Raw genomic sequence first — 18,586 nt, forward strand, 5'->3', positions numbered from 1 at the left:
CACCGCGGCCGCCCAACCTCCGGTGGCGTCCTGTTCGATGGCGTCAGCGAGATCGATCCAGGAGCCGCTGTTCCTCTCGCAGCCGTCAAGAGCCTGGCCGGAGGCCCCATCACTGTCAGTCGATGATGACCGCCATGTCACCGTAGCTGGCGTACCCGGCCGCGAAGGCCGCCCCGCTGATCGGCAGTTGGCCACGCGAAGGGTCGTTGACCAGGTACTGGCCGTCACTGACCGCGGTCACGACGACGGTGTGCTCGGACGGACCGGCGTAGGGCACGACGCGGCCGTCGTACGCGGTGTACGAGCCCGCCGCGACGTCACGCCAGTTGTAGTCGACCCAGACGATCGCCAGGTGTCCCGCGGCAACCGCGCTGCGCACCTGGGCGGGGGAGATCCCCTGTCCGGCCGCCGCCACGGACAGGCCGTAGGACTGTGCGGCCCGGGCGATCGGCGGGTAGTAGACGCCGAAGCCGGTACCGGCCGCTTCCGATCCGTTGGGGCTTCCCACGAAGGCCCGGAACGGGTCCCCCGACAGTGGCCCGGAGACCCCCGCCCGGGGATGCGCCAGGTCGACGCCGATGTGTGCGAGCACGTCCTGATCGGACACCTGCACCCCATGTGCCGCCAGCACCATCCGCAGGGCGGTCGCCTCGCAGTCGTTGCCCAACTGCTGCTGGTAGGCCGGAACGGCGGTGGTGACGGCGCTCGACGGAGGCGCACCGGTCACCATGACAGCGCCGGTCAGGACGGCGGTGACGGCCGCCACCAGCCTGCCGCGCCGCCTGCTCAGCAGCCGACCCCGCACTGGCTGCGTCGGGGCGTTCGGTGCGGTGGCAGGTGACGAGGCCGCGGGTGGAACGGGCCATCGCGGGCTCGACTGCAGACATCTCCGACCGTTCAGGATCTCCTCGTGGCTTTCCATGGCCCAGCTCCTTCCCATGACGTCCCACGTCCGAGGACTGGACATCCCGTCGGCTACCGTCGGCCTGGAGGCGGGCGACGGCATCCCCGGATGCCCCTCCCCTCGAACCCTGGCTTCGCCCGCCCCACCTCACGGTGACACGGGTTCAAGGCTTGTCGTATCGCCGGGAGCAGCGCTCCCACGTCCAGACGTCGCGGGGAACTGCGCTCCCCAGCGGATGCGGCATAACAACGCGCACCTTCCAAGCCGGAAGGCACTGTCCGCCGCGGGGAAAGCACGAAGCTGTCTACAACTCAATGGTGCAAGCACCGGACGGCAATGGCCAGCGCAGTGCGGGTAGACGCGGACGCTCGGTCCGGCGTCGGTGCTTCGGGTCCCCGTCGCCAACGGCGGCTACTCCTATCGTTGGTCGAAAGGCAGCAAAGGCGGACCTGGAGGCAGCGGTGAGGGTCGTGTTCGTGCACGGAGCGTGCGTGCGGGACGGATCGTGGTGGTGGCATCGCACGGCCGAGTTGCTGCGGGAGCGAGGGGTGCGGAGCGTAGCGCCGGCGCTGCCGAGCTGTGGCGAGACGGGCCTTCCCGGGGGTCACGGCGGTCCGGGGCTTCCCGAGGATGTCGCGGCGGTGCGGCAGGTGCTGCTGGACAGCGATGAACCCACTGTCGTGGTCGCCCACAGCTACGGTGGCATCGTCACTGCGGAAGCCGCCGCGGGTGTCAGGGCGGTCCGCCATCTGGTGATGATCTCCAGCTACCTGCCCGAGGTCGGGCAGAGCCTGTCGGACTTCGGGGACGGCAGCCCCGCCCCGTTCCTCGACGTCGACCCCGACGCCGGCACCTTCGGCGTTCGCCCCGAACTCCTCGTGGACACCTTCCTGCAGGACTGCGACCCCGAGATCCAGGCGCAGGCGGCGGATCACCTCGCCCGGCAGAGCGTGCAGGTGACCGGGCAGCCGGTCCGGGCGGCCGCATGGCACCAGGTGTCCTCGACCTACCTCGTCTGCGCCCAGGACCGGGGCACCCCGCCACGCCTGCAGCGCGACTTCGCCCGCCGCGCCGGCAGCGTCGTCGAACTCGACGCCGGCCACCACCCGTTCCTGTCCCAGCCCGACACGGTCCGGGACCTGCTGCTGAGCCTGTGATCGGCAGCGACGGGCAGTGCGCAGGGCCTCGACCATTGGGGTGAGCGGCCGGACGGCGCCGACTACGACGACGCTCCACCCATGGCCAGCGCGGTTCGCGCCAGCCCGCGCAGCCAGGCGTGGGCGTGGTCGGTGTCGTAGCGCTGATGCCATGACAGGTACACCGGTGCCGACGGCAGTTCAAGTGGCAGGGGGAGCACGACCAGGCCGAGGTCGGCGACGGCGGAGCGCGTGGTGGCTTCGGGGACGCTGATCAGGAGATCGGAGCCGCGCGCGAATTCCAGAGCGGCCGCTTCCGTGGGCGCGCTCGCCACCACGCGGCGGGTGAGGCCGAGCCGGGCGAGGGCGTCGTCGACGGCATTGCTGAGGTTTCCGCGTCGCGAGACGGTGACGTGCTCAGCGGCGGCGTACCGCTCCACGGTGACGGTCCGGATGCGGGTGAGGGGGTGTCCCTGCCGCACGACGATGACGAGGCGGGTCTCGCCCACGTTCTCGGCACGGATGTCCGGTGCGCTCGGCCGGTTGGCGTTCGCCTCCAGGTCGACCTCGGCGCGCCGCAACTCGGGGGTGTCGGTGCTCGATTCCGCGACGAAGCGCAATCGCACGCCCGGCGCTTCCTCCTGCACGGCCGAGAGCAGTGCGGGGCCGCTCAGGGCAACCAGGGAATCGTGCCAGCGGAGGGTGAAGGTGCGCTCCAAGGTTGCGAGATCGAGTTCCCGGCTCGGCGCCAGAACCCCTTGGACCTGGTGCAGCAGCTCGTGCACCCGTTCGCGGACGGCGATCGCGTACGGCGTCGGGGTCATTGTCCGGCCGGTGCGCACCAGGATCTGGTCCCCGGTCGTGCGACGGATCCGGCCCAGGCTCCGGCTCATCGCGGGGGCGGTGACATGCAGGCGCGCGGCTGCCCCGGCCACGCTGCCCTCCTCCAGCAGCGCGTCGAGCGCGGCCAGCAGATTCAAATCCAATTGCATGTGAGTAATCCTAGGCGTGCTTTACATGCATTTGAAGTTAATCAACGGGCTGGATACCTTCGATACCAGCGCACCGAACACAGCGCACGTTTCAGCCCGAACGACCCCACCACCCCCTACGCACAAGGGAGTTCACCATGCCCGAAACGCTTCGGACCACTGACGTCGCCACCTCCGACGCGGACCTGCTGGACCGGACCGCCATCGCCGTGCGCGTGGCCGGCTCCGCGCTCCGCGAGCGCTTCGGTGAGGTGGTCCGCCACCGGAGCCGCGAAGAACTGATGCGCGCGCTCGCCGTCAACGACGACACGGCCCTCGACATCCTGCGCCCCCGCCTCACGCGCCTGCGCCCGGACGCCGGCTGGGTGGAGGACGAACTGGACGGCGGGGCGCTGCCGCCCGGCGAGTGGTGGGTCGTGGATCCGGCCGAAGGCAACGTCAACCACCTGCACGCCCTGCCGGAGTGGGCGGTGACCGCCACCCTCGTGCGTGAGAACCAGCCGGTGCTCACCGCCGTCCACCTGCCGCTGACCGGCGAGACCTACACCGCGCTCACCGGCGCCGGCGCCCACCTCGACGGCCGACCGCTGCACGTCTCCCCCACCGCGGACCTCGGCCTGAGCATCGTGGCCACCAGCCAGGCCCGCCCCGACGAGGACGAGAAGGTCGTGCGGCGGGTCGGCTCCTCGATCACCGCGATGCTCTTCGACGCGCTCGTCGTCCGCACGACCGTGCCCGCGACCCTGCACCTGGCCAACGTGGCCGCCGGCCGGATCGACGCCTTCTGGCAGTTCGCCGGCGCCCGCGCGGACCTGCTGCCCGGGGCGCTGCTCGTCACCGAGGCCGGCGGACAGGTCTCCGACGCCCAGGGCCGCCCATGGACCCCGCAGAGCGAGAGCTTCCTGGCCGCCGCGCCCGGTGTCCAGGCCCAGGCCGTCGCGACGCTCTCACGCTGACCGCGCACCACAGCCCACCCGCGCTCACGAAAAGGACCACCTCATCATGACCACGATCGCAGTTCTCGGAAACGGCCGTGTCGGCGGCAGCCTGGCCACAGCCCTCACCCGGGCAGGACATGAGGTGACCGTGGCGGACCGCGCGCCGGGCTCCGCCGCCGACGCCGCCCGGGCAGCCCGGATCGTCATCAACGCGACCCCGGGAGCCGGCTCGCTGGAGCGGCTCGCCGCCCTGCGTGAGGAGCTGCGCGACAAGATCCTTGTCGACGTCTCCAACGCCACCACCGACGGACCGGACGGCCTGCCCGCCGGTCTGATCCACCCCGGCTCCAGCCTTGCCGAGCAACTCCAGGACGCGCTCCCCGAAACCCGTGTCGTCAAGACCCTCAACACCATGCTCTTCCCGGTGATGACCGCGCCGGCCACTCTCACCCAGGCGCCAACCGCGTTCCTCTCCGGCGACGACCCGCAGGCCAAGCAGACCGTTGGCGAACTGCTCACCGACCTCGGCTGGCGCAAGGAGTGGATCACCGATCTCGGCTGCATCCAGACCGCCCGCGCCACGGAGGCCGCGATCCTCTTCGTCCCGTACGTCATCCGGTCCGGCGGCTTCGCGCCCTTCGCGATCTCGATCGCCCGCTGACCCGCCCCCGGGGTTGCGACCGCCCGCCGGCAACCCCGGTGGCCGCCGGCAGGCCGGCTACGGGTCCCGCGACGGCGCTCTTTCCGGAAGGACGCGTGTGAGCGGGAGGCGGTGGGAAGACGCCCGCCATGGGATGGTTCCGAAGAGCACACGGTGAACATGACGGCGGCCCTGTCCGCGGCCCGCAGGAGGCCGCTGACCAGGGCCCGGACGAACCGACGCAGGTACCGGGGCGGGGCTGGCTCGGAGTGCTCAAGCGCACGTGGCGGGAGTTCCTCGACGACGAGTTGTCGGACCGGGCCGCCGCGCTGACGTACTACGGCGTGCTGGCGATGTTCCCGGCGCTGCTGGTGCTGGTGTCGGTGCTCGGCCTGGTCGGCACCTCCGCCACCCATGCGGTCCTGGACAACCTGCAACAGCTCGCACCCGGGCCGGCACGCGACATCCTGCACACCGCCGTCACCCAGCTGGAGTCCGGCCGCGGCACCGGCGGCGTGCTGGCGGTGGTGGGCCTGGCCGGCGCCCTGTGGTCGGCGTCCGGCTACATCGGGGCGTTCATCCGTGCGGGCAACGCCGTGTACGACATCCGCGAAGGCCGGCCGATGTGGAAGACCACACCACTGCGGGTCGGCCTGACCCTGCTGATGATGATCCTCCTGACGGCCAGCGCGGTGATCGTGGTGTTCACCGGCCCGCTGGCCCAGCGCGCCGGTGACGTGATCGGTCTGGGGCAGACCGCCGTGACGGTGTGGTCGATCGCGAAGTGGCCGGTGCTGGTGGTGCTGGTGTCGCTCATGATCGCAGTGCTGTACTGGGCCGCGCCGAACGTGCGAGGCCGTGGCTTCCGCTGGGTCTCCCCGGGCAGCGTGCTGGCGGTCCTGCTGTGGCTGGTCCTGTCCGGCGGGTTCGCGGCGTACGTGGCCAATTTCGGCTCCTACAACAAGACGTACGGCACGCTCGCCGGGGTGATCGTGTTCCTGGTGTGGCTGTGGCTGTCCAACCTGGCGATCCTGCTCGGACTGGAGTTCGACGCCGAGCTGGCCCGCGAGCGCGCCATCGAGGGCGGCATGCCGCCGGACGAGGAGCCGTACGTGCCGCCGCGCGACACCCGCACCTGGCCGGACGACGAGCACGGCGACGGCCGAGACTGACCTCTTCTGCGGGGGTGACTTCACGGGGAAGGGCGGCGCGGCCGAGGACACGGGCGAGCCAGGAGCGCCGCAGTTGCCGCTAGCGGTGTCGTTCCCGTCGCAGCACTAGGAACGGCAGGATGAGCCAGCAGGTGATGAACAACAGGAGCACCGCGCCGCTGAGGACCCATGCGGTGGTGGAGGCGTGCAGGGCGGTGCGGAGCAGGAGCAGGAGGGCGCTGGTGATGGTCAGGGCGAGCAGGGCCAGGCCGGTGGTGATCAGGTGGCCGGCGGCGCGGACGAGTTCGGGTTTCATGCCGCGGCCGGCGAGGACCCGGTGGAAGGCCGCCGGGGCGACGAGGGCGGCGGTGGCGGCCGCGCCGAGCATCACGGTGGCGACGTACAGATAGCGGTCGAAGGTGGGCAGCGCGGTGAACCGGGGGGTGAAGACCACCGAGATGAGGAAGCCGAAGAGGATCTGGGCACCGGTCTGGCAGACCCGGACTTCTTGGAGCATCTCGTCCCAGAGCCGGTCCGCCTGTTCTGCGGCTGTCTCGTCGCGGCCGGACGCGCCCTGTGGCACCTGTGCCTCCTGTCCAGCGTGTCGCCCCGGGTTCAGTCCGGTGCGCCGGCGTTCCAGACGATGCGCTGGACGGCGGCTGCGGAGATCCACGTCTCGTCGCCGTCGTCGGCGGGGCGGATCCTGACCCAGCGGCCGCTCAGGCGCACCTGTCCGCTGACGTGCACGGCGGCCGTCCCCGGCACGGTGCCGGGCAGGCAGTGCACGACGGCCGCAGTCCACTTCTTCGTACCCATGGCTTCGACCATCGGTGCTCGCCGAGCAGCCCGCTACCGGAGCGGGCTGTCCGGGTCGGCCGCGAGGAGGCGGGCCGCAACCGGATGGGGCACGATGGCTGTGTCACGGCCGCACCGTGCGGGCGAACTCCACCGGTGCCCAGGACGTCTCCGCACTCGTCCGGCTCCCCGGGCGACGAACGGCACCCCGGCCTACTGTGGTGGAAGGAGAGCCTGGGCCTGCAGCCGCCCGCCCCGGCCGCGCAGGGCTCTTCGGCGGCCGGCGTCTCCGTTCCAGGTCGAGTGCAAGCATGGAACCGGGGGTTCCCGTGCAAGAGCCCGTGATCGCCACTGCCCTGCTGATCGCCCTGACCGGCTGGTGCGCGGCCCACTGCGTGCTCGTCATCGTGCGGCGTGGGTACGCGGACCGCCGGCTGGAAGTCACCGAGATCGTGATGGCCCTCGGCATGGTCGCGATGGTTGCGCCGGCTTTCGACCCCCTCCCACGCGTCCTCTGGGCGGCCCTGCTGGCCTCGTCCGCGGCCTGGCCGGCACTCCTCGTGGCGGGACGCGTGAGACGCCGCTGCCACCCGGCGTTGGTCGGCGCCTGGCAGCACTATCCCCACCACGTCCTCAGCGCTGCCGCGATGGCCGCCCTGGTGGTGTCCATGGCGCCGGAGCATCACCACGCCAACGGCGGTGTCGCCCACGGGAGCACCCACGGGGCGGTGCCTGCATGGGTGTTGTTCGTACTGGCTGCGTACTTCCTGGGTTATGCCGCCTGGGGAGCCGGTGCCCTGCTGCCGCACCGGGCCGCAGGCCTTCGCCCGACCGGTGCGCGGACACCCGTGGCGTCGACCTCCCCAGGACTGGTTGCCGCACGGCGGACGGTGATGGCCATCGGCATGTTCTACATGCTGGTCGGCATGAGCTGACCACTGATCGTTCAGGAGCCGCCGCCCCGGCAGGGCCTCAGCTGTCGTCGCGCCTCACGGCCAGGAAGCTGGCGGTCTGTCCGGCCTTGGCCAGGGTCGAACCGCTGCCGTGGTCCTCCGCGCGCAGCACCGTCCCGGCGAGGGTCACCCGCTGGCCGATTCCCCGCGGCCAGTGGTGCAGGACGACGCCGTTGTACTCGTAGTGGAAGTCCGAGACGGGACTGTTCGGCCTGCCCCTTCCGGTCAGGGCGAACGCGATGCGGTCCGTGCACGTCGCCCTTCCGGTCATGTCCATCTCGATGGGTTCGGTCCCGGGGTCATCCGAGAAGACCAGCTCCCCGCTGACCGCGCCGTCCGGTTCGGCCACGAGCCTCAGCTCCAGCTGCGCGAACCGGAGGTTGTTGAAGTCGTCGACGGGATCGGGCAGATCGAGAAAGCTCCGGTAGGTATACGTCCCGGTCAGCTCCGCGACATCCATGTCGTCTCTCCTGTCTCTCCTGGGCAAGGGCGTTGCGCACGTCGCGCCAGCCCAGGCTGCTGCGACCGGTGCGCGGGCCGCCACCGGCAGTCGTCCGGATGGGGCGGTCGGTTCATCTGTCGGAACGTTTGTGAGCGAAACGTGACGTGGGCGGTCGTCGGCGCCGGTACGGATCAGTGGCTCAGCAGGGCGCCCCACCCGGACGTCCCGCCCACATCGAGGAGTAGACATGACGGAGAGTGTCGCGTTCGTCCGCCGGGACGCGAGCCAGATGGACGCCTGGGATCCGGTGCTGTACTGGTACGCCCGAGCCGTGGGAAGGATGCAGCAGCGGCCGCCCACGGATCCCACCAGTTGGGTCTTCCAAGGGTGTATCCACGGTGTCCCGCCCACCATCGCGGAGACGAACGCGGCCTTCAACCAATGTCCGCACGGAGGCTGGTTCTTCCTGCCGTGGCACCGGGGCTACCTGTGGTACTTCGAGAAGATCGTCCGGTCCGCCATCAAGGAGATCGCCGCCGAGGAGAAGATCACCCCCGACCCCTCCACCACCTGGGCCCTGCCGTACTGGAACTACGCGCTGGACGTACCCGACGGGAATCCGATCACCGACTTCACCTCGCGTGCCCTTCCGGAGGCCTTCCGCACCCCGAAGATGCCGTCCCGGCCGGGCGGCACCGACCTGACCGTCGACAACCCCCTCTACCTTCCCGACGCACAAGTGGCCCCCGCGAACGTCTGGGACGCCCCGCACCGCGGCCTGGGCAAGAACTCGGCCTTCGAGGTGCTCCAGTACGTGGACGTCAATCCCTTCCGTGCCATGAGTCAGACGGTCTTCTCCGCCACGCGCAGCCGTCAGACGGACCAGCCCAGCTTCGCCAGCGAGATCACCTACACCACCATGGCTCACTTCCGCCTCGGCTTCGGCGAGCTGGAGAACGTCCCGCACAACCAGGTCCACGGCGGCGTCGGCGGCTGGATGGGCATGGTGGCGGGCTCCGCCCGCGATCCGATCTTCTGGTTGCACCACAGCAACATCGACCGGCTCTGGTCGAGCTGGCTGAGCAAGGACAACGAGAATCCGGACCACACGTCCTGGCTGGACCACCAGTTCACGTTCTTCGACGAGAACGGGAGCATGCAGCAGCCCACGAGCAAGGACTTCCTGGGCATCGATCCGCTCGACTACGGGTACGAGGCCCTGACCGAGGGAACGGGAACCCGGCCGGCGGTCCTGCCGCCGGCCACGGCCGCCCAAACGGGCGGGCGCGTGCTGGCCGCGGCCGCCGCCAATCCCCGGCAGGTTCTCAGCGTCCACGGGCCGACCGAGGTACGCATGGAAGCCGCCGCCGACGCCGGCCGGACCATGCAGGCCATGGTCGCCGGCGACGTGCCGGAGACCGGCCTGATCCTCACCGTGCACGGTGTGCGCACGGACGTGCCGCCCGGTACACCGTTCCACGTCTTCCTCAACAACCCCGGTGGCGAACTCGATCCGACCGGGCCCTATTTCGTCGGCTGGATCTCCTTCTTCGGCGCGGCTGACGCCGACGGTCTGGCGCACGACCACGGCGGCCACGACGTCCGCTTCGACATCACCGAGCAGGTCCACCGGCTGCACGAACAGGGCTTGCTGCCGGAGGGCCCGATCTCGGTCTCCATCGTGCCGTCCATCGCCAGACCCGAACCGACGCCCGCAGATGCCGCCGCCGCAGGCGCCGTCCCGGCACCGCAGCCCAGCTTCGAAAGGATCAGCCTCACCGCGGTGTGACCCGATCGGCCGGCGCCGCCTTCGCCGGCCGATTCGATGACCGTCACTGCCTCGATCCCACGGGCGGGTCGAGGCCCGGCGGATCGCGCCCCGGGTCTCACCCGCAGGCCGGGAGAGGTGCGGGGTTCTCCGGTTGGCGGGGGCGCAGGCGACACGCCAGTGATGACCGAAAGGTCCGATTTGTCACTCTCAGTGATCTAGGGTGCTCCGCAAGCACAGCACCCCCACTCGAAGGAGCTTCCACCATGTCCACACCACCCACCGGTCCCGACATGCCCACGTTCCTGGCGTGGCCCTTCCCGCACCGGACGCATCCGGGCGACCCCATCGACATGGAGTTCGTCCTCGACAAGCTCGCACCGGACGTGCGGAACCAGCTGATCGCCGTCCGCCTGGAGGCAGCTGCGGCTGTGCACCAGGCGGTCGCCGACGGAGCCAGGAAGGCCGCCGCGCTGATCTCCGGCGCCAATGGTTAGCGTCGGCTCGCCCGAGGTCGTATTGATCGGCTACCAGGACCAGGGCAACCTGGGCATGGGGTACCTGGCCGCCGTCCTCAGGGAGCACGGCCGGAGCGTCGAGCTGATCGATGTGCGGGACGGGCCGCAGCGGATCGCGGCCCGGCTCGCCCCGGCGGCGGACGGCGCGCAGCCCCTCGTCGTCGGTTTCTCGCTGATCTTCCAGTTCTTCCTGCCGCAGTTCCGCCGGGTCGCCATCGAACTCCGCCGAGCGGGCGTGACCAGCCACTTCACCATCGGTGGGCACTACGCGAGCCTGTGTCACGACGAACTGCTCGCTCAAATGCCCGAGTTGGACAGCGTCGCCCGCTACGAGGGCGAACACACCCTGGTGGAGCTGGTCGACCGGCTCGCCGCCGCCAAGGACTGGCGCCAGACCCCCGGCCTCGCCTTCCTGTCCGAGGGGGCGGTGACCGAGAGCCCGACCCGTCCGCTCATCCAGGACCTCGACTCGCTGCCCTTCCCGTACCGGCCGAACGAGCCGGAGCGGATCGTCGGGTTCCCGACGGTTCCCTTGCTGGCCAGCCGTGGCTGTGCCCGCCGCTGCTCCTTCTGCTCGATCCACACCTTCTACCGAACCGCACCCGGAAAGACCGTCCGGGTCCGGAAGGCTGCAGCGGTGATCGAGGAGATGCTGCTGCTCCATCGCGAGCAGGGCGCCCGGGTCTTCCTGTTCCAGGACGACGACTTCCCGCTCTGGGGCAGGGCCGGCCGCAAGTGGGTGGACGAACTCGCCGAGCGGATGCACGAGACGGGACTCGCCGAACGCGTCATCTGGAAGATCAGCTGCCGGGCGGAGTACGTGGAGCCCGACCTCTTCACCAAACTGAGGGACGCCGGGCTCTTCCTCGTCTACATGGGCATCGAGTCCGGAGTCGAAGCCGGCCTTGAGATTCTCCACAAGCAGCTGACGGTCGAGCAGAATCTCGCCGGCGTGCAGATTCTGAAGGACGTCGGCCTGCACTTCATGTACGGCTTCATGCTCTTCGACCCGTCCAGCACCTTCGACTCGGTCCGGGGCAACATCGGCTTCCTCCGGCAGATCGTAGGAGACGGTTCGAGCGCCGCGACCTTCTGCCGCATGCTGCCCTACGGGGGCACCCCGATCCGGGACCAGCTCGAACGCGAGGGCAGGCTGCGCGGCGATGTGACCCGCCCGGACTACGACTTCCTCGACCCCCGGCTGACGGACTACTACCGGCAGCTGAAGCCCGTCTCGGGCCAGTGGGTGAGCGACGAGGGCATCTCACACGAACTGCATTGGGCCTGGGACGAGTTCATCACTGTCGAGCGACTCGTCCCCGGCCTCACCGGCGGACAGGAGTACCGCCGCGCACTGGCCGCACTCACGGCGGAGTGCAATCAGGCGCTCTTCCGGCTTGTCGAGGACTCCGCGACCGCCTTCGAGCACGGCGACCGCTCGCTGCTCGACCCGGCCGCCGCACGGGCCACCTGCCAAGGCGTACGCACCCGGTTGCTGGAACTGCGCAACGGCTACTTCCTGGGTAACGTCGATGCCCTCACCGAGGCAGTGAGGCTGAACGCCATCCGCGGTCCGGTGCTGGCACCCCAGGTCCACTGACCGACGGAACCCCGTGGCGCTGGCCGTTCATGACGGCCAGCGCCGTCATGAACGGGCGGTCCGCCGCCGCTCACCGCGACCGTCACGGCCCGCGCCGGCACGGGCGTGCTGCTCCACGTCCGCGAGGCCGCCGCGTTCACCGCTGGACACGCCCCCGGGGGCACGCCGCCGCCACGCCGGGCGGCCGACCGGCGCGCTGCGGGCCGCGGTTGTCCGTGTGGGGTGGCAGGCTGGGGAGCATGTGCGGCCGCTTCGTCTCCACCACCACGCCCCAGGACCTCGTCTCGCTGCTCGGAGAGCTCCGGTGGGACCCGGCCGAGACCCTCGCGCCGAGCTGGAACGTCGCGCCCACCGACCCGGTGCCGGCCGTTCTGGAACGCCTCGACAAGGAGACCGGCGAGGTGCTGCGCCAGCTGCGTCCGCTGCGCTGGGGCCTCGTCCCCTCCTGGTCCAAGGACCCGTCCGGCGGCGCCCGGATGATCAACGCCCGCTCGGAGACCGTCCACACCAAGCCCGCCTTCCGCAAGGCCTTCGCCGCCCGCCGCTGCGTCATCCCCGCCGACGGCTACTACGAGTGGCGCGAGGTGCCCGCCACCGAGGACCGCAAGAAGTACAAGCAGCCGTACTTCCTCAGCACCGGCGGCGTGATGCTGATGGCCGGCCTCTACGAGTTCTGGCGCGACCCGACCCGCCCCGAGGACGACCCGCTCGCCTGGCTCGCCACCGCGACCGTCATCACCACCGACGCCACCGACTCCGCCGGGCGCGTCCACGACCGGATGCCACTCACCATCGCCCCCGACGACCTCCCCACCTGGCTCTCCCCCGGCCACACCGACCCGGCCGAACTCCACCACCTGCTGCGCCGCCCCGCCGACGGCGCCCTGCGGGTCCGCGCCGTGCCGCCCACCGTCAACAGCGTGCGCAACAACGGGCCCGAGCTGCTCGACACCGCTCCGGACCCGCTGGGGCTCGCCGACTGATCCCGGCCGAACCCGGCTGAGCCCGGCCTTGGGGCAATCCGCTGACAACACGTCTGACCAGCACTACGGTTGGCGGGCGAAGCCGTAAACAGGGGGTGGGGGCGCGAAGTGTTGATGTCCATGACGGCACACATCCGCCCCGAGAGCGGCATGCCCGACCCGGAGTCCTTCGAACAGCGCCGCCGCCCCGGCACGCCCTCCGCGGCCGACGGCGACCCGTACGCCGCCGTCCTCCCGCCGGAGGCCGCGCGGGCCGCGCTGACCGTCGAGGCGACCACCCCGACGCCCAACCTCCCGCCCCGCGCCTCGGGCCTGCTCATCGGCCGGGAGAGCGAGTTGCGGGCCGTCGCCGACGCCCTGGCCCACCAGGACGGCGGCGGCCTGGTCACCCAGGCCACCACCCTCCACGGCCTCGGCGGCGTCGGCAAGACCAGCCTCGCCCTGCACCACGCCTACGCCCGGGCCGACCACTACCGGCTGATCTGGTGGATCACCGCCGAGTCCGCGGGACAGCTCGCCGAGGCCTTCGCCGGGCTCGCCGTCCACCTCCACCCCTCCTGGGCCCTCACCGCCCCGCCCGGTCAGCAGGTCGAGTGGGCCATCGCCTGGCTGCGCGCCCACGACCGCTGGCTGCTCGTCTACGACAACGCCGAGGACCCGGCCCACCTCACCCCCTACGTCGGCCGACTGCTCGGCCACGGCCACCAGCTGGTCACCAGCCGCCGCGCGGGCGGCTGGCACCCGGGCATCCGGCCCGTGCGGATCGACGTCCTCGACGCCCCCGAGGCCGCGCGGCTGCTCTGCGGCGCCGCGTACCCCGGCGCGGCGCTCGACCCGGCCGAGCAGGACGAAGCCCGCGCCCTCGCCGACGAGCTGGGCCACCTGCCGATCGCCCTCGCCCAGGCCGGCGCCTACGTCCAGCAGACCGGCACCAGCTTCGCCGCGTACCGCGAACTGCTGCGCGCCACCGGGCCGGTGGGGCCGGGGGCCGAGCACACCGTCGCCCGGCTCTGGCAGACCACCCTGCGGACCGTCCAGCACACCGCGCCCTTCGCCGTCGAACTGCTGCGCACCCTGGCCTGGTACGCCCCCGAGGCGCTGCCCCGCGAAGCCCTCACCCCCTTCGGGGCTCGCCGCCCGGAGGAGGTGGACCGGGCCCTGCGGCTGCTCGCCGACTACCACCTGATCACCCTCGGCGACACCGTCACCGTGCACCGACTGCTCCAGCGGGTGCTACGCGACTCCGGCCCCGCCCACGGCTTCCGGCAACGAGCGGAACGGCACCTGGCGGGGGCGGCGGCCCGGCTCTGGCCCTCGCGCGGCGCCGGACTGCGGCGGGCGCTGCTGCCGCACATCCGGGAACTGGCCGACAGCGGGCCCTCGGAGCAGCCGACGGCCGAGACCGTCGCCCTGTACGGCCTGGCGGCGGACGAACTGACCGACCGGGCGCAGCAGGTGTACGCGGTACGGCTGGTGGAGGCCAGGGCGGACGGGCAGCGGCGGCTGCTCGGTGAGGACCACCCCGAGACGTTGACCACCCGGCGGCAGCTCGGCCGGCTGTACGCCCGGACGGGCGACCCGGCGCGGGCCGTCGAACTGTGCCTGGACGTGTTCGCGAAGCGGGCCGGGGCCCAGGGCGCGGACCACCCGGATGCCCTCGCCGACCGGCACGTGCTGGCCCAGGCCTACCGCAAGGCGGGTCACCACGCCGTCGCCGTCGGGGAGTTCCGCGCGGTCGTCGCCGAGCGGACGAGAGTGCTGGGGGCGGACCACCCCGACACGCTGGACAGTCGGGGAAGTCTGGCGTTCGCGCTGCAGGTCGCGGGTCAACACCGGGAGTCGGTGGCCGAGTTGGAGCGCCTGGTGAGGGACGCGGAGCGGGTGCTCGGCGCCGACCACCCGGACGTGCTGACCCGCCGGAACGCGTTCGCCTTCGCCCAACTCGCCGCGGGGCACCACGGCTTGTCCATCCGGCTCTACGAGCAGGTGGTCGCCGACCGCACCCGGGTGCTCGGCCCCGACCACCCCGACACCCTGAACAGCCGCGGCTGGCTCGCCGCCGCCCTCGCCGACTCGGGCGACCACCCGGCGGCCATCGCCGCGTACGGGAGCGTGGTCTCGGACCGCGCCCGGGTGCAGGGCAAGGACCACCCGCAGACCCTCCACGCCCGCGGGCGACTGGCCACGGTTCAGCGCAACTCCGGTCAACTGCTCCTCGCCACGGAGGAATTCGTGGCCCTGGTCGCCGACTTCACACGAGTGCTCGGCCCCGACCACCCGCACACCCTCGATACCCGGTGCAGCTTGGCCCGCGCCCGCCGGAGGGCCGGTCAGGCCAACCTCGCGGTCGAGCAGCACCGGCTCCTGGTCCGCGACCGCACTCGGATCCAGGGCCTCACCCACCCCTCGACCTTGGCGGAACGCAGCCACCTGGGCTACGCGCTGCGCGTGGCGGGCATGTTCGGGCGCGCCGTCGAGGAACTGGAACACCTGGTGGCCGACCGGATCCGGATCCAGGGCCCCGACCACCCGGACACCCTCGACGAGCGGTCCGGTCTCGCCTGGGCGCTGCAATCCGCAGGCTACCCGCGCGACGCGCTCGCCGTGCGCCGGCAACTCCTCGCGGACCGGCAGCGGGTTCACGGGCCGGAGCACTTCGAGACCTACGACGCCCGCCTCGCCCTCGCCCGGAGCTTCAGCCACGTCGGAGAGCACCAGCGGGCCGCCGAACTGTGCGACGAGCTGGTCGCCGACCGGGCACGGGCCCTGCGGTCCGACCACCCCACGGTCCTGCACACCCGGATCTGGCAGGCCTGGCTGCACGGCGAGGCGTCCCACCACGATCACGCCGTACGGCTGCGCGAACAGCTGGTGGCCGACCGCACCCGTGTGTACGGACCCGAGCACCCGAGCACGCTCGACTCGCGCAAGGGCCTCGCCCACAACCTCCAGGCGGCCGGCCGCCTCCGGGAGGCACTCGCCGTTCGCGAGAGCCTCGTCGTCGACCGGACACGGATCCAGGGCCCGGAGAACGCCGACACCCTCAGCGCCCGGCTCAACCTGGCGGTGGCGCACTGCGAGGCCGGTCACTACCGCCTCGCCGTCCAGCAGTTGACCGAACTCATCGCGGACCACACCCGTCTTCAGGGACCGGACCACCCGGACACCCTGGAGGCCCGGTTCTGGCTCGCCTCCGTGCACGACGCCGCCGACGAGCCCCTGCGGGCGGCGGAGCTGTTCGACGCGCTCGTGGCCGACCGCACCAGGGTCCTCGGCCCCAGCCACCCCGACACCTTCATCACGCGCTCCCGGCTCGCCGCCAGCCACCGGGAGGCCGGCCACCACCGACGCGCCATCGCGCTGTCCCGGTCGCTGGTGGCCGACCTCTGCCGCGCCGCCGGTCCGGGCCATCCCGAGACCCTGGACGCCAGGAAGGACCTGGCCATCGCCCTCTCGGCCGCGGGCGGCCACCGGCTGGCCGTGGAGCTGCACGACCTGCTCGTCGCGGACCGGACCCTGATCCAGGGCGCCGACCATCCGCTGACCCTGCACGCCCGGTGGTTGCGGGCCAACGCCCTCACCCGAGCCGGCCGGCACGGCCGGGCCCTTGAGCTGTACGCCGAGCTGGCGGCCGACCATCACCGCCTCAACGGCCCCGAACATCCCGACACTCTGGTGGCCCGCTGGTGGCAGGCCATCGGGAGCGTCCACGTCGGCGACCACCGGCAGGCGGTGGCCCGCTACACCGTGCTGGTCGACGACTTCACCCGGATCCACGGTCCCGAACACTCCCGTACCCTGTCCGTCCGCAGCGGCCTGGCCCGGGCCCTCGCCCGTGCGAAGGACCACCGACGGGCCGTCGCGCTGCACCAGGACCTCGTGGCGGACCGGATGCGCATCCAGGGCCCCGAGCACCCCGACGTGCTCACCGCCCGGAACAACCTCCTCAACGACCGTCGGTCCGCCGGGCTGTTCCGCCGGGTCGTCACGGACCGCGAACTCCTCGCCGCCGACCGCGCCCGGATCCAGGGGCCGGACCACCCCGACGCGCTCAGCGCTCGCTCCCTGCTGGCTCAGGACGTCCGCGAGACCGGCGACACCGATCGCGCCGTAGCCCTCTTCACGCGAGTGATCGCCGACCGGATCCGGGTCCAAGGGCCGGAGCACCCGGACACCCTCGCGGACCGGGCCGACCTCGCCTACACCCACCGCCGCGCCGGACGCCACCGCCAGGAGATCGCCGAACGCCGGGCGCTGGTCGCGGACCACGAGCGGGCCCTCGGCGCCGACCACCCCGACACGCTCACCGCCCGGTCCGATCTGGCCCACGCCATCAGCGCGGGGTGGCAGCACGAGCGAGCCGATGCGGTTCACCGAGCCCTTCTGACCGATCGCGGGCGGATCCTGGGAGCCGACCACCCGGACACGCTCGACGTCCGGGGCAGCATCGCGCTGAGCCTCCGCCTCTCCGGCCGCTACGCCGAGTCAGCCGCCCACTACCGCGAGACCTTGGCCGCCGCCGTCCCGGCCCTCGGACCGGAGCACTCCTTCGTGCGGGAGCTGCGGCACGGCCGTGCCAAGGCCCTGGTCCTCAAGGGCGAACTCGACACCGCCGTCGCCGAACTGTCGTCCATGGCCGATGACCGGGCGCGGCCCCGCGGGTTCGGCCTCCCCGACGTGGTCCGCGTCGGCTGCACGCTCGCCGTCGCGCGCCACCTGAACGGAGAGCACCAGGCGGCCCTGAGTCTGGCCGCTGACCTGGTCGCCACCGCCGTCGACGCCCTCGGGGGCTCTGACGAGGCGACGGTCACGGCCCGGGAGACCCAGGCGCTCCTGCTGGCCGACGGGGCTCGGCCGCTGCGCGCCGTCGTCCGCTTGGAGGAACTCGCGGAGGGCTGCACCGAGGACACCGGTCCGCACAGCACGCTCACATCGAGCGTCCGGCGCAGCCTCGCCCACGCCCGGCTGCGGGCCGGGGACGCCGAGGGCGCCATCCAGGTGTACGAGCGCATCATCGCCGACCGGACCACGACCGGAAGCGCCCCGCCGGCTTCCGTGCTGCTGGCCGGTCACGGCGAGGCCCAGGACGTCGCCGTCAGCATCGGCGCCGAACACCCCGGGCCGCTCCCGGTGTTCCCCTCCCTCGCCGTCGGCCTGGCCGACGCCCTCGTGGCGGCCGGGCGACGCGAGGCGGCCCGGGAACTGCTGGCGGCGGTGTGCGTCGGCCGCGAGGCACTGATGGACCCGGGCCACCCGCTCCTGGCGGAAGCCCGTACCGCGCTGGCGCAGCTCGACCGGGCCGAGCCCTCGTCGACCCCCGGCGCACCCGTGCCCGCGGAGTCCAGCAGGACCAGGCCCACCCCTTTCCCCCGCCACTCCCGCGGCCCGGTCCGCCGAGCTCCCCGGCCGGCCGTCGTCCGGCCCGCCTGGCGCCCCCGCCTCACCCTCACCGACGAACCCGCCGTGGGCACCACCACCCACCTCGAACTCCGCCTGGAGGCCAGCGACGACCCCGAGGCGGATCCGACCGCGCTGCCCGACCTGCGTCTGGTCGCCGCCGTCGACCCGCACGCGGTGCTCGAACCGCCCGTCACCGACCACACCCCGGCCGGTCCGCCCGCCCGGTTCGCGCTGACCCCGGCCGCTCCCGGTTCGTACACCGTCCGGGTCACCGTCTTCGACCGGGGACACGGCGCCGTCCTCCAGGACCTCTGCGCCGTCGTGGACGTGCCCCGGCCCGCCCCAGCCCAGGACCAGGAGTAATCG

General features: G+C 72.1%; 15 protein-coding genes. 10 read left to right on the top strand and 5 right to left on the bottom strand.

The features are described 5' to 3' along the window. Window positions 1-115: 115 nt before the first annotated feature. Window positions 116-766 (bottom strand): C39 family peptidase, encoded by a 651-nt coding sequence (locus ACZ6Z8_RS36255; RefSeq protein WP_465614264.1) that lies wholly within the window; start codon window positions 764-766, stop codon window positions 116-118. Window positions 767-1,218: 452 nt separating this feature from the next. Here ACZ6Z8_RS36255 and ACZ6Z8_RS36260 point away from each other — a divergent pair, with 452 nt between their 5' ends. Continuing rightward, window positions 1,219-2,061 carry an alpha/beta hydrolase gene (locus ACZ6Z8_RS36260; protein WP_465614265.1) on the top strand — a complete coding sequence of 281 codons (843 nt, stop codon included), beginning with the start codon at window positions 1,219-1,221 and terminating at the stop codon, window positions 2,059-2,061. A gap of 62 nt (window positions 2,062-2,123) precedes the next feature. Here ACZ6Z8_RS36260 and ACZ6Z8_RS36265 read toward each other — a convergent pair whose 3' ends face one another. After that, window positions 2,124-3,032 (bottom strand): LysR family transcriptional regulator, encoded by a 909-nt coding sequence (locus tag ACZ6Z8_RS36265; RefSeq protein ID WP_465614266.1) that lies wholly within the window; start codon window positions 3,030-3,032, stop codon window positions 2,124-2,126. A gap of 137 nt (window positions 3,033-3,169) precedes the next feature. Between ACZ6Z8_RS36265 and ACZ6Z8_RS36270 the strand changes: the two genes are divergently transcribed. The 3 genes from ACZ6Z8_RS36270 to ACZ6Z8_RS36280 all read left to right on the top strand — a co-directional run bounded on the left by ACZ6Z8_RS36270 (window position 3,170) and on the right by ACZ6Z8_RS36280 (window position 5,782). Next, a complete protein-coding gene (locus tag ACZ6Z8_RS36270) occupies window positions 3,170-3,988 on the top strand; it encodes a 3'(2'),5'-bisphosphate nucleotidase CysQ (protein ID WP_465614267.1) in 819 nt (272 codons plus the stop codon). A gap of 46 nt (window positions 3,989-4,034) precedes the next feature. Beyond that, a complete protein-coding gene (locus ACZ6Z8_RS36275) occupies window positions 4,035-4,631 on the top strand; it encodes an NADPH-dependent F420 reductase (protein ID WP_465614268.1) in 597 nt (198 codons plus the stop codon). Between the two features lie 128 nt (window positions 4,632-4,759). Beyond that, window positions 4,760-5,782, top strand: a complete 1,023-nt coding sequence (locus ACZ6Z8_RS36280; RefSeq protein WP_465614269.1) for a YihY/virulence factor BrkB family protein — start codon at window positions 4,760-4,762, stop codon at window positions 5,780-5,782. 79 nt (window positions 5,783-5,861) lie between these two features. Here ACZ6Z8_RS36280 and ACZ6Z8_RS36285 read toward each other — a convergent pair whose 3' ends face one another. Together ACZ6Z8_RS36285 and ACZ6Z8_RS36290 are read right to left on the bottom strand one after the other, a co-directional pair. After that, complete coding sequence (locus ACZ6Z8_RS36285; protein WP_465614270.1) at window positions 5,862-6,344, bottom strand: DUF6328 family protein; 483 nt, start codon at window positions 6,342-6,344, stop codon at window positions 5,862-5,864. 32 nt (window positions 6,345-6,376) lie between these two features. Further along, window positions 6,377-6,577 carry a hypothetical protein gene (locus ACZ6Z8_RS36290; protein ID WP_465614271.1) on the bottom strand — a complete coding sequence of 67 codons (201 nt, stop codon included), beginning with the start codon at window positions 6,575-6,577 and terminating at the stop codon, window positions 6,377-6,379. A 320-nt stretch (window positions 6,578-6,897) separates the two neighbouring features. Here ACZ6Z8_RS36290 and ACZ6Z8_RS36295 point away from each other — a divergent pair, with 320 nt between their 5' ends. After that, entirely contained in the window at window positions 6,898-7,491 is a 594-nt protein-coding gene (locus ACZ6Z8_RS36295; protein ID WP_465614272.1) for a DUF5134 domain-containing protein, read from the top strand. A 37-nt stretch (window positions 7,492-7,528) separates the two neighbouring features. Here ACZ6Z8_RS36295 and ACZ6Z8_RS36300 read toward each other — a convergent pair whose 3' ends face one another. Further along, window positions 7,529-7,969, bottom strand: coding sequence for a hypothetical protein (locus ACZ6Z8_RS36300; protein WP_465614273.1), 441 nt, complete (start codon window positions 7,967-7,969; stop codon window positions 7,529-7,531). A gap of 229 nt (window positions 7,970-8,198) precedes the next feature. Between ACZ6Z8_RS36300 and ACZ6Z8_RS36305 the strand changes: the two genes are divergently transcribed. From ACZ6Z8_RS36305 to ACZ6Z8_RS36325, 5 genes are all read left to right on the top strand, one after another. Beyond that, window positions 8,199-9,740: a tyrosinase family protein gene (locus ACZ6Z8_RS36305; protein WP_465614274.1), complete on the top strand. Its 1,542-nt coding sequence runs from the start codon at window positions 8,199-8,201 to the stop codon at window positions 9,738-9,740. Between the two features lie 245 nt (window positions 9,741-9,985). Next, window positions 9,986-10,216, top strand: a complete 231-nt coding sequence (locus ACZ6Z8_RS36310; protein WP_465614275.1) for a hypothetical protein — start codon at window positions 9,986-9,988, stop codon at window positions 10,214-10,216. Next, on the top strand, window positions 10,209-11,837 hold the full coding sequence (locus ACZ6Z8_RS36315; RefSeq protein ID WP_465614276.1) for a B12-binding domain-containing radical SAM protein: 1,629 nt from the start codon (window positions 10,209-10,211) through the stop codon (window positions 11,835-11,837). Before ACZ6Z8_RS36310 ends, ACZ6Z8_RS36315 begins: the two co-directional genes overlap by 8 nt. Window positions 11,838-12,076: 239 nt before the next feature. Then, on the top strand, window positions 12,077-12,820 hold the full coding sequence (locus ACZ6Z8_RS36320) for an SOS response-associated peptidase (protein WP_465614277.1): 744 nt from the start codon (window positions 12,077-12,079) through the stop codon (window positions 12,818-12,820). Window positions 12,821-12,940: 120 nt separating this feature from the next. Continuing rightward, window positions 12,941-18,583, top strand: coding sequence for a tetratricopeptide repeat protein (locus ACZ6Z8_RS36325; protein ID WP_465614278.1), 5,643 nt, complete (start codon window positions 12,941-12,943; stop codon window positions 18,581-18,583). The last annotated feature ends 3 nt before the right edge of the window (window positions 18,584-18,586 follow it).

The organism is Kitasatospora sp. NPDC101108 (genome assembly GCF_055584725.1).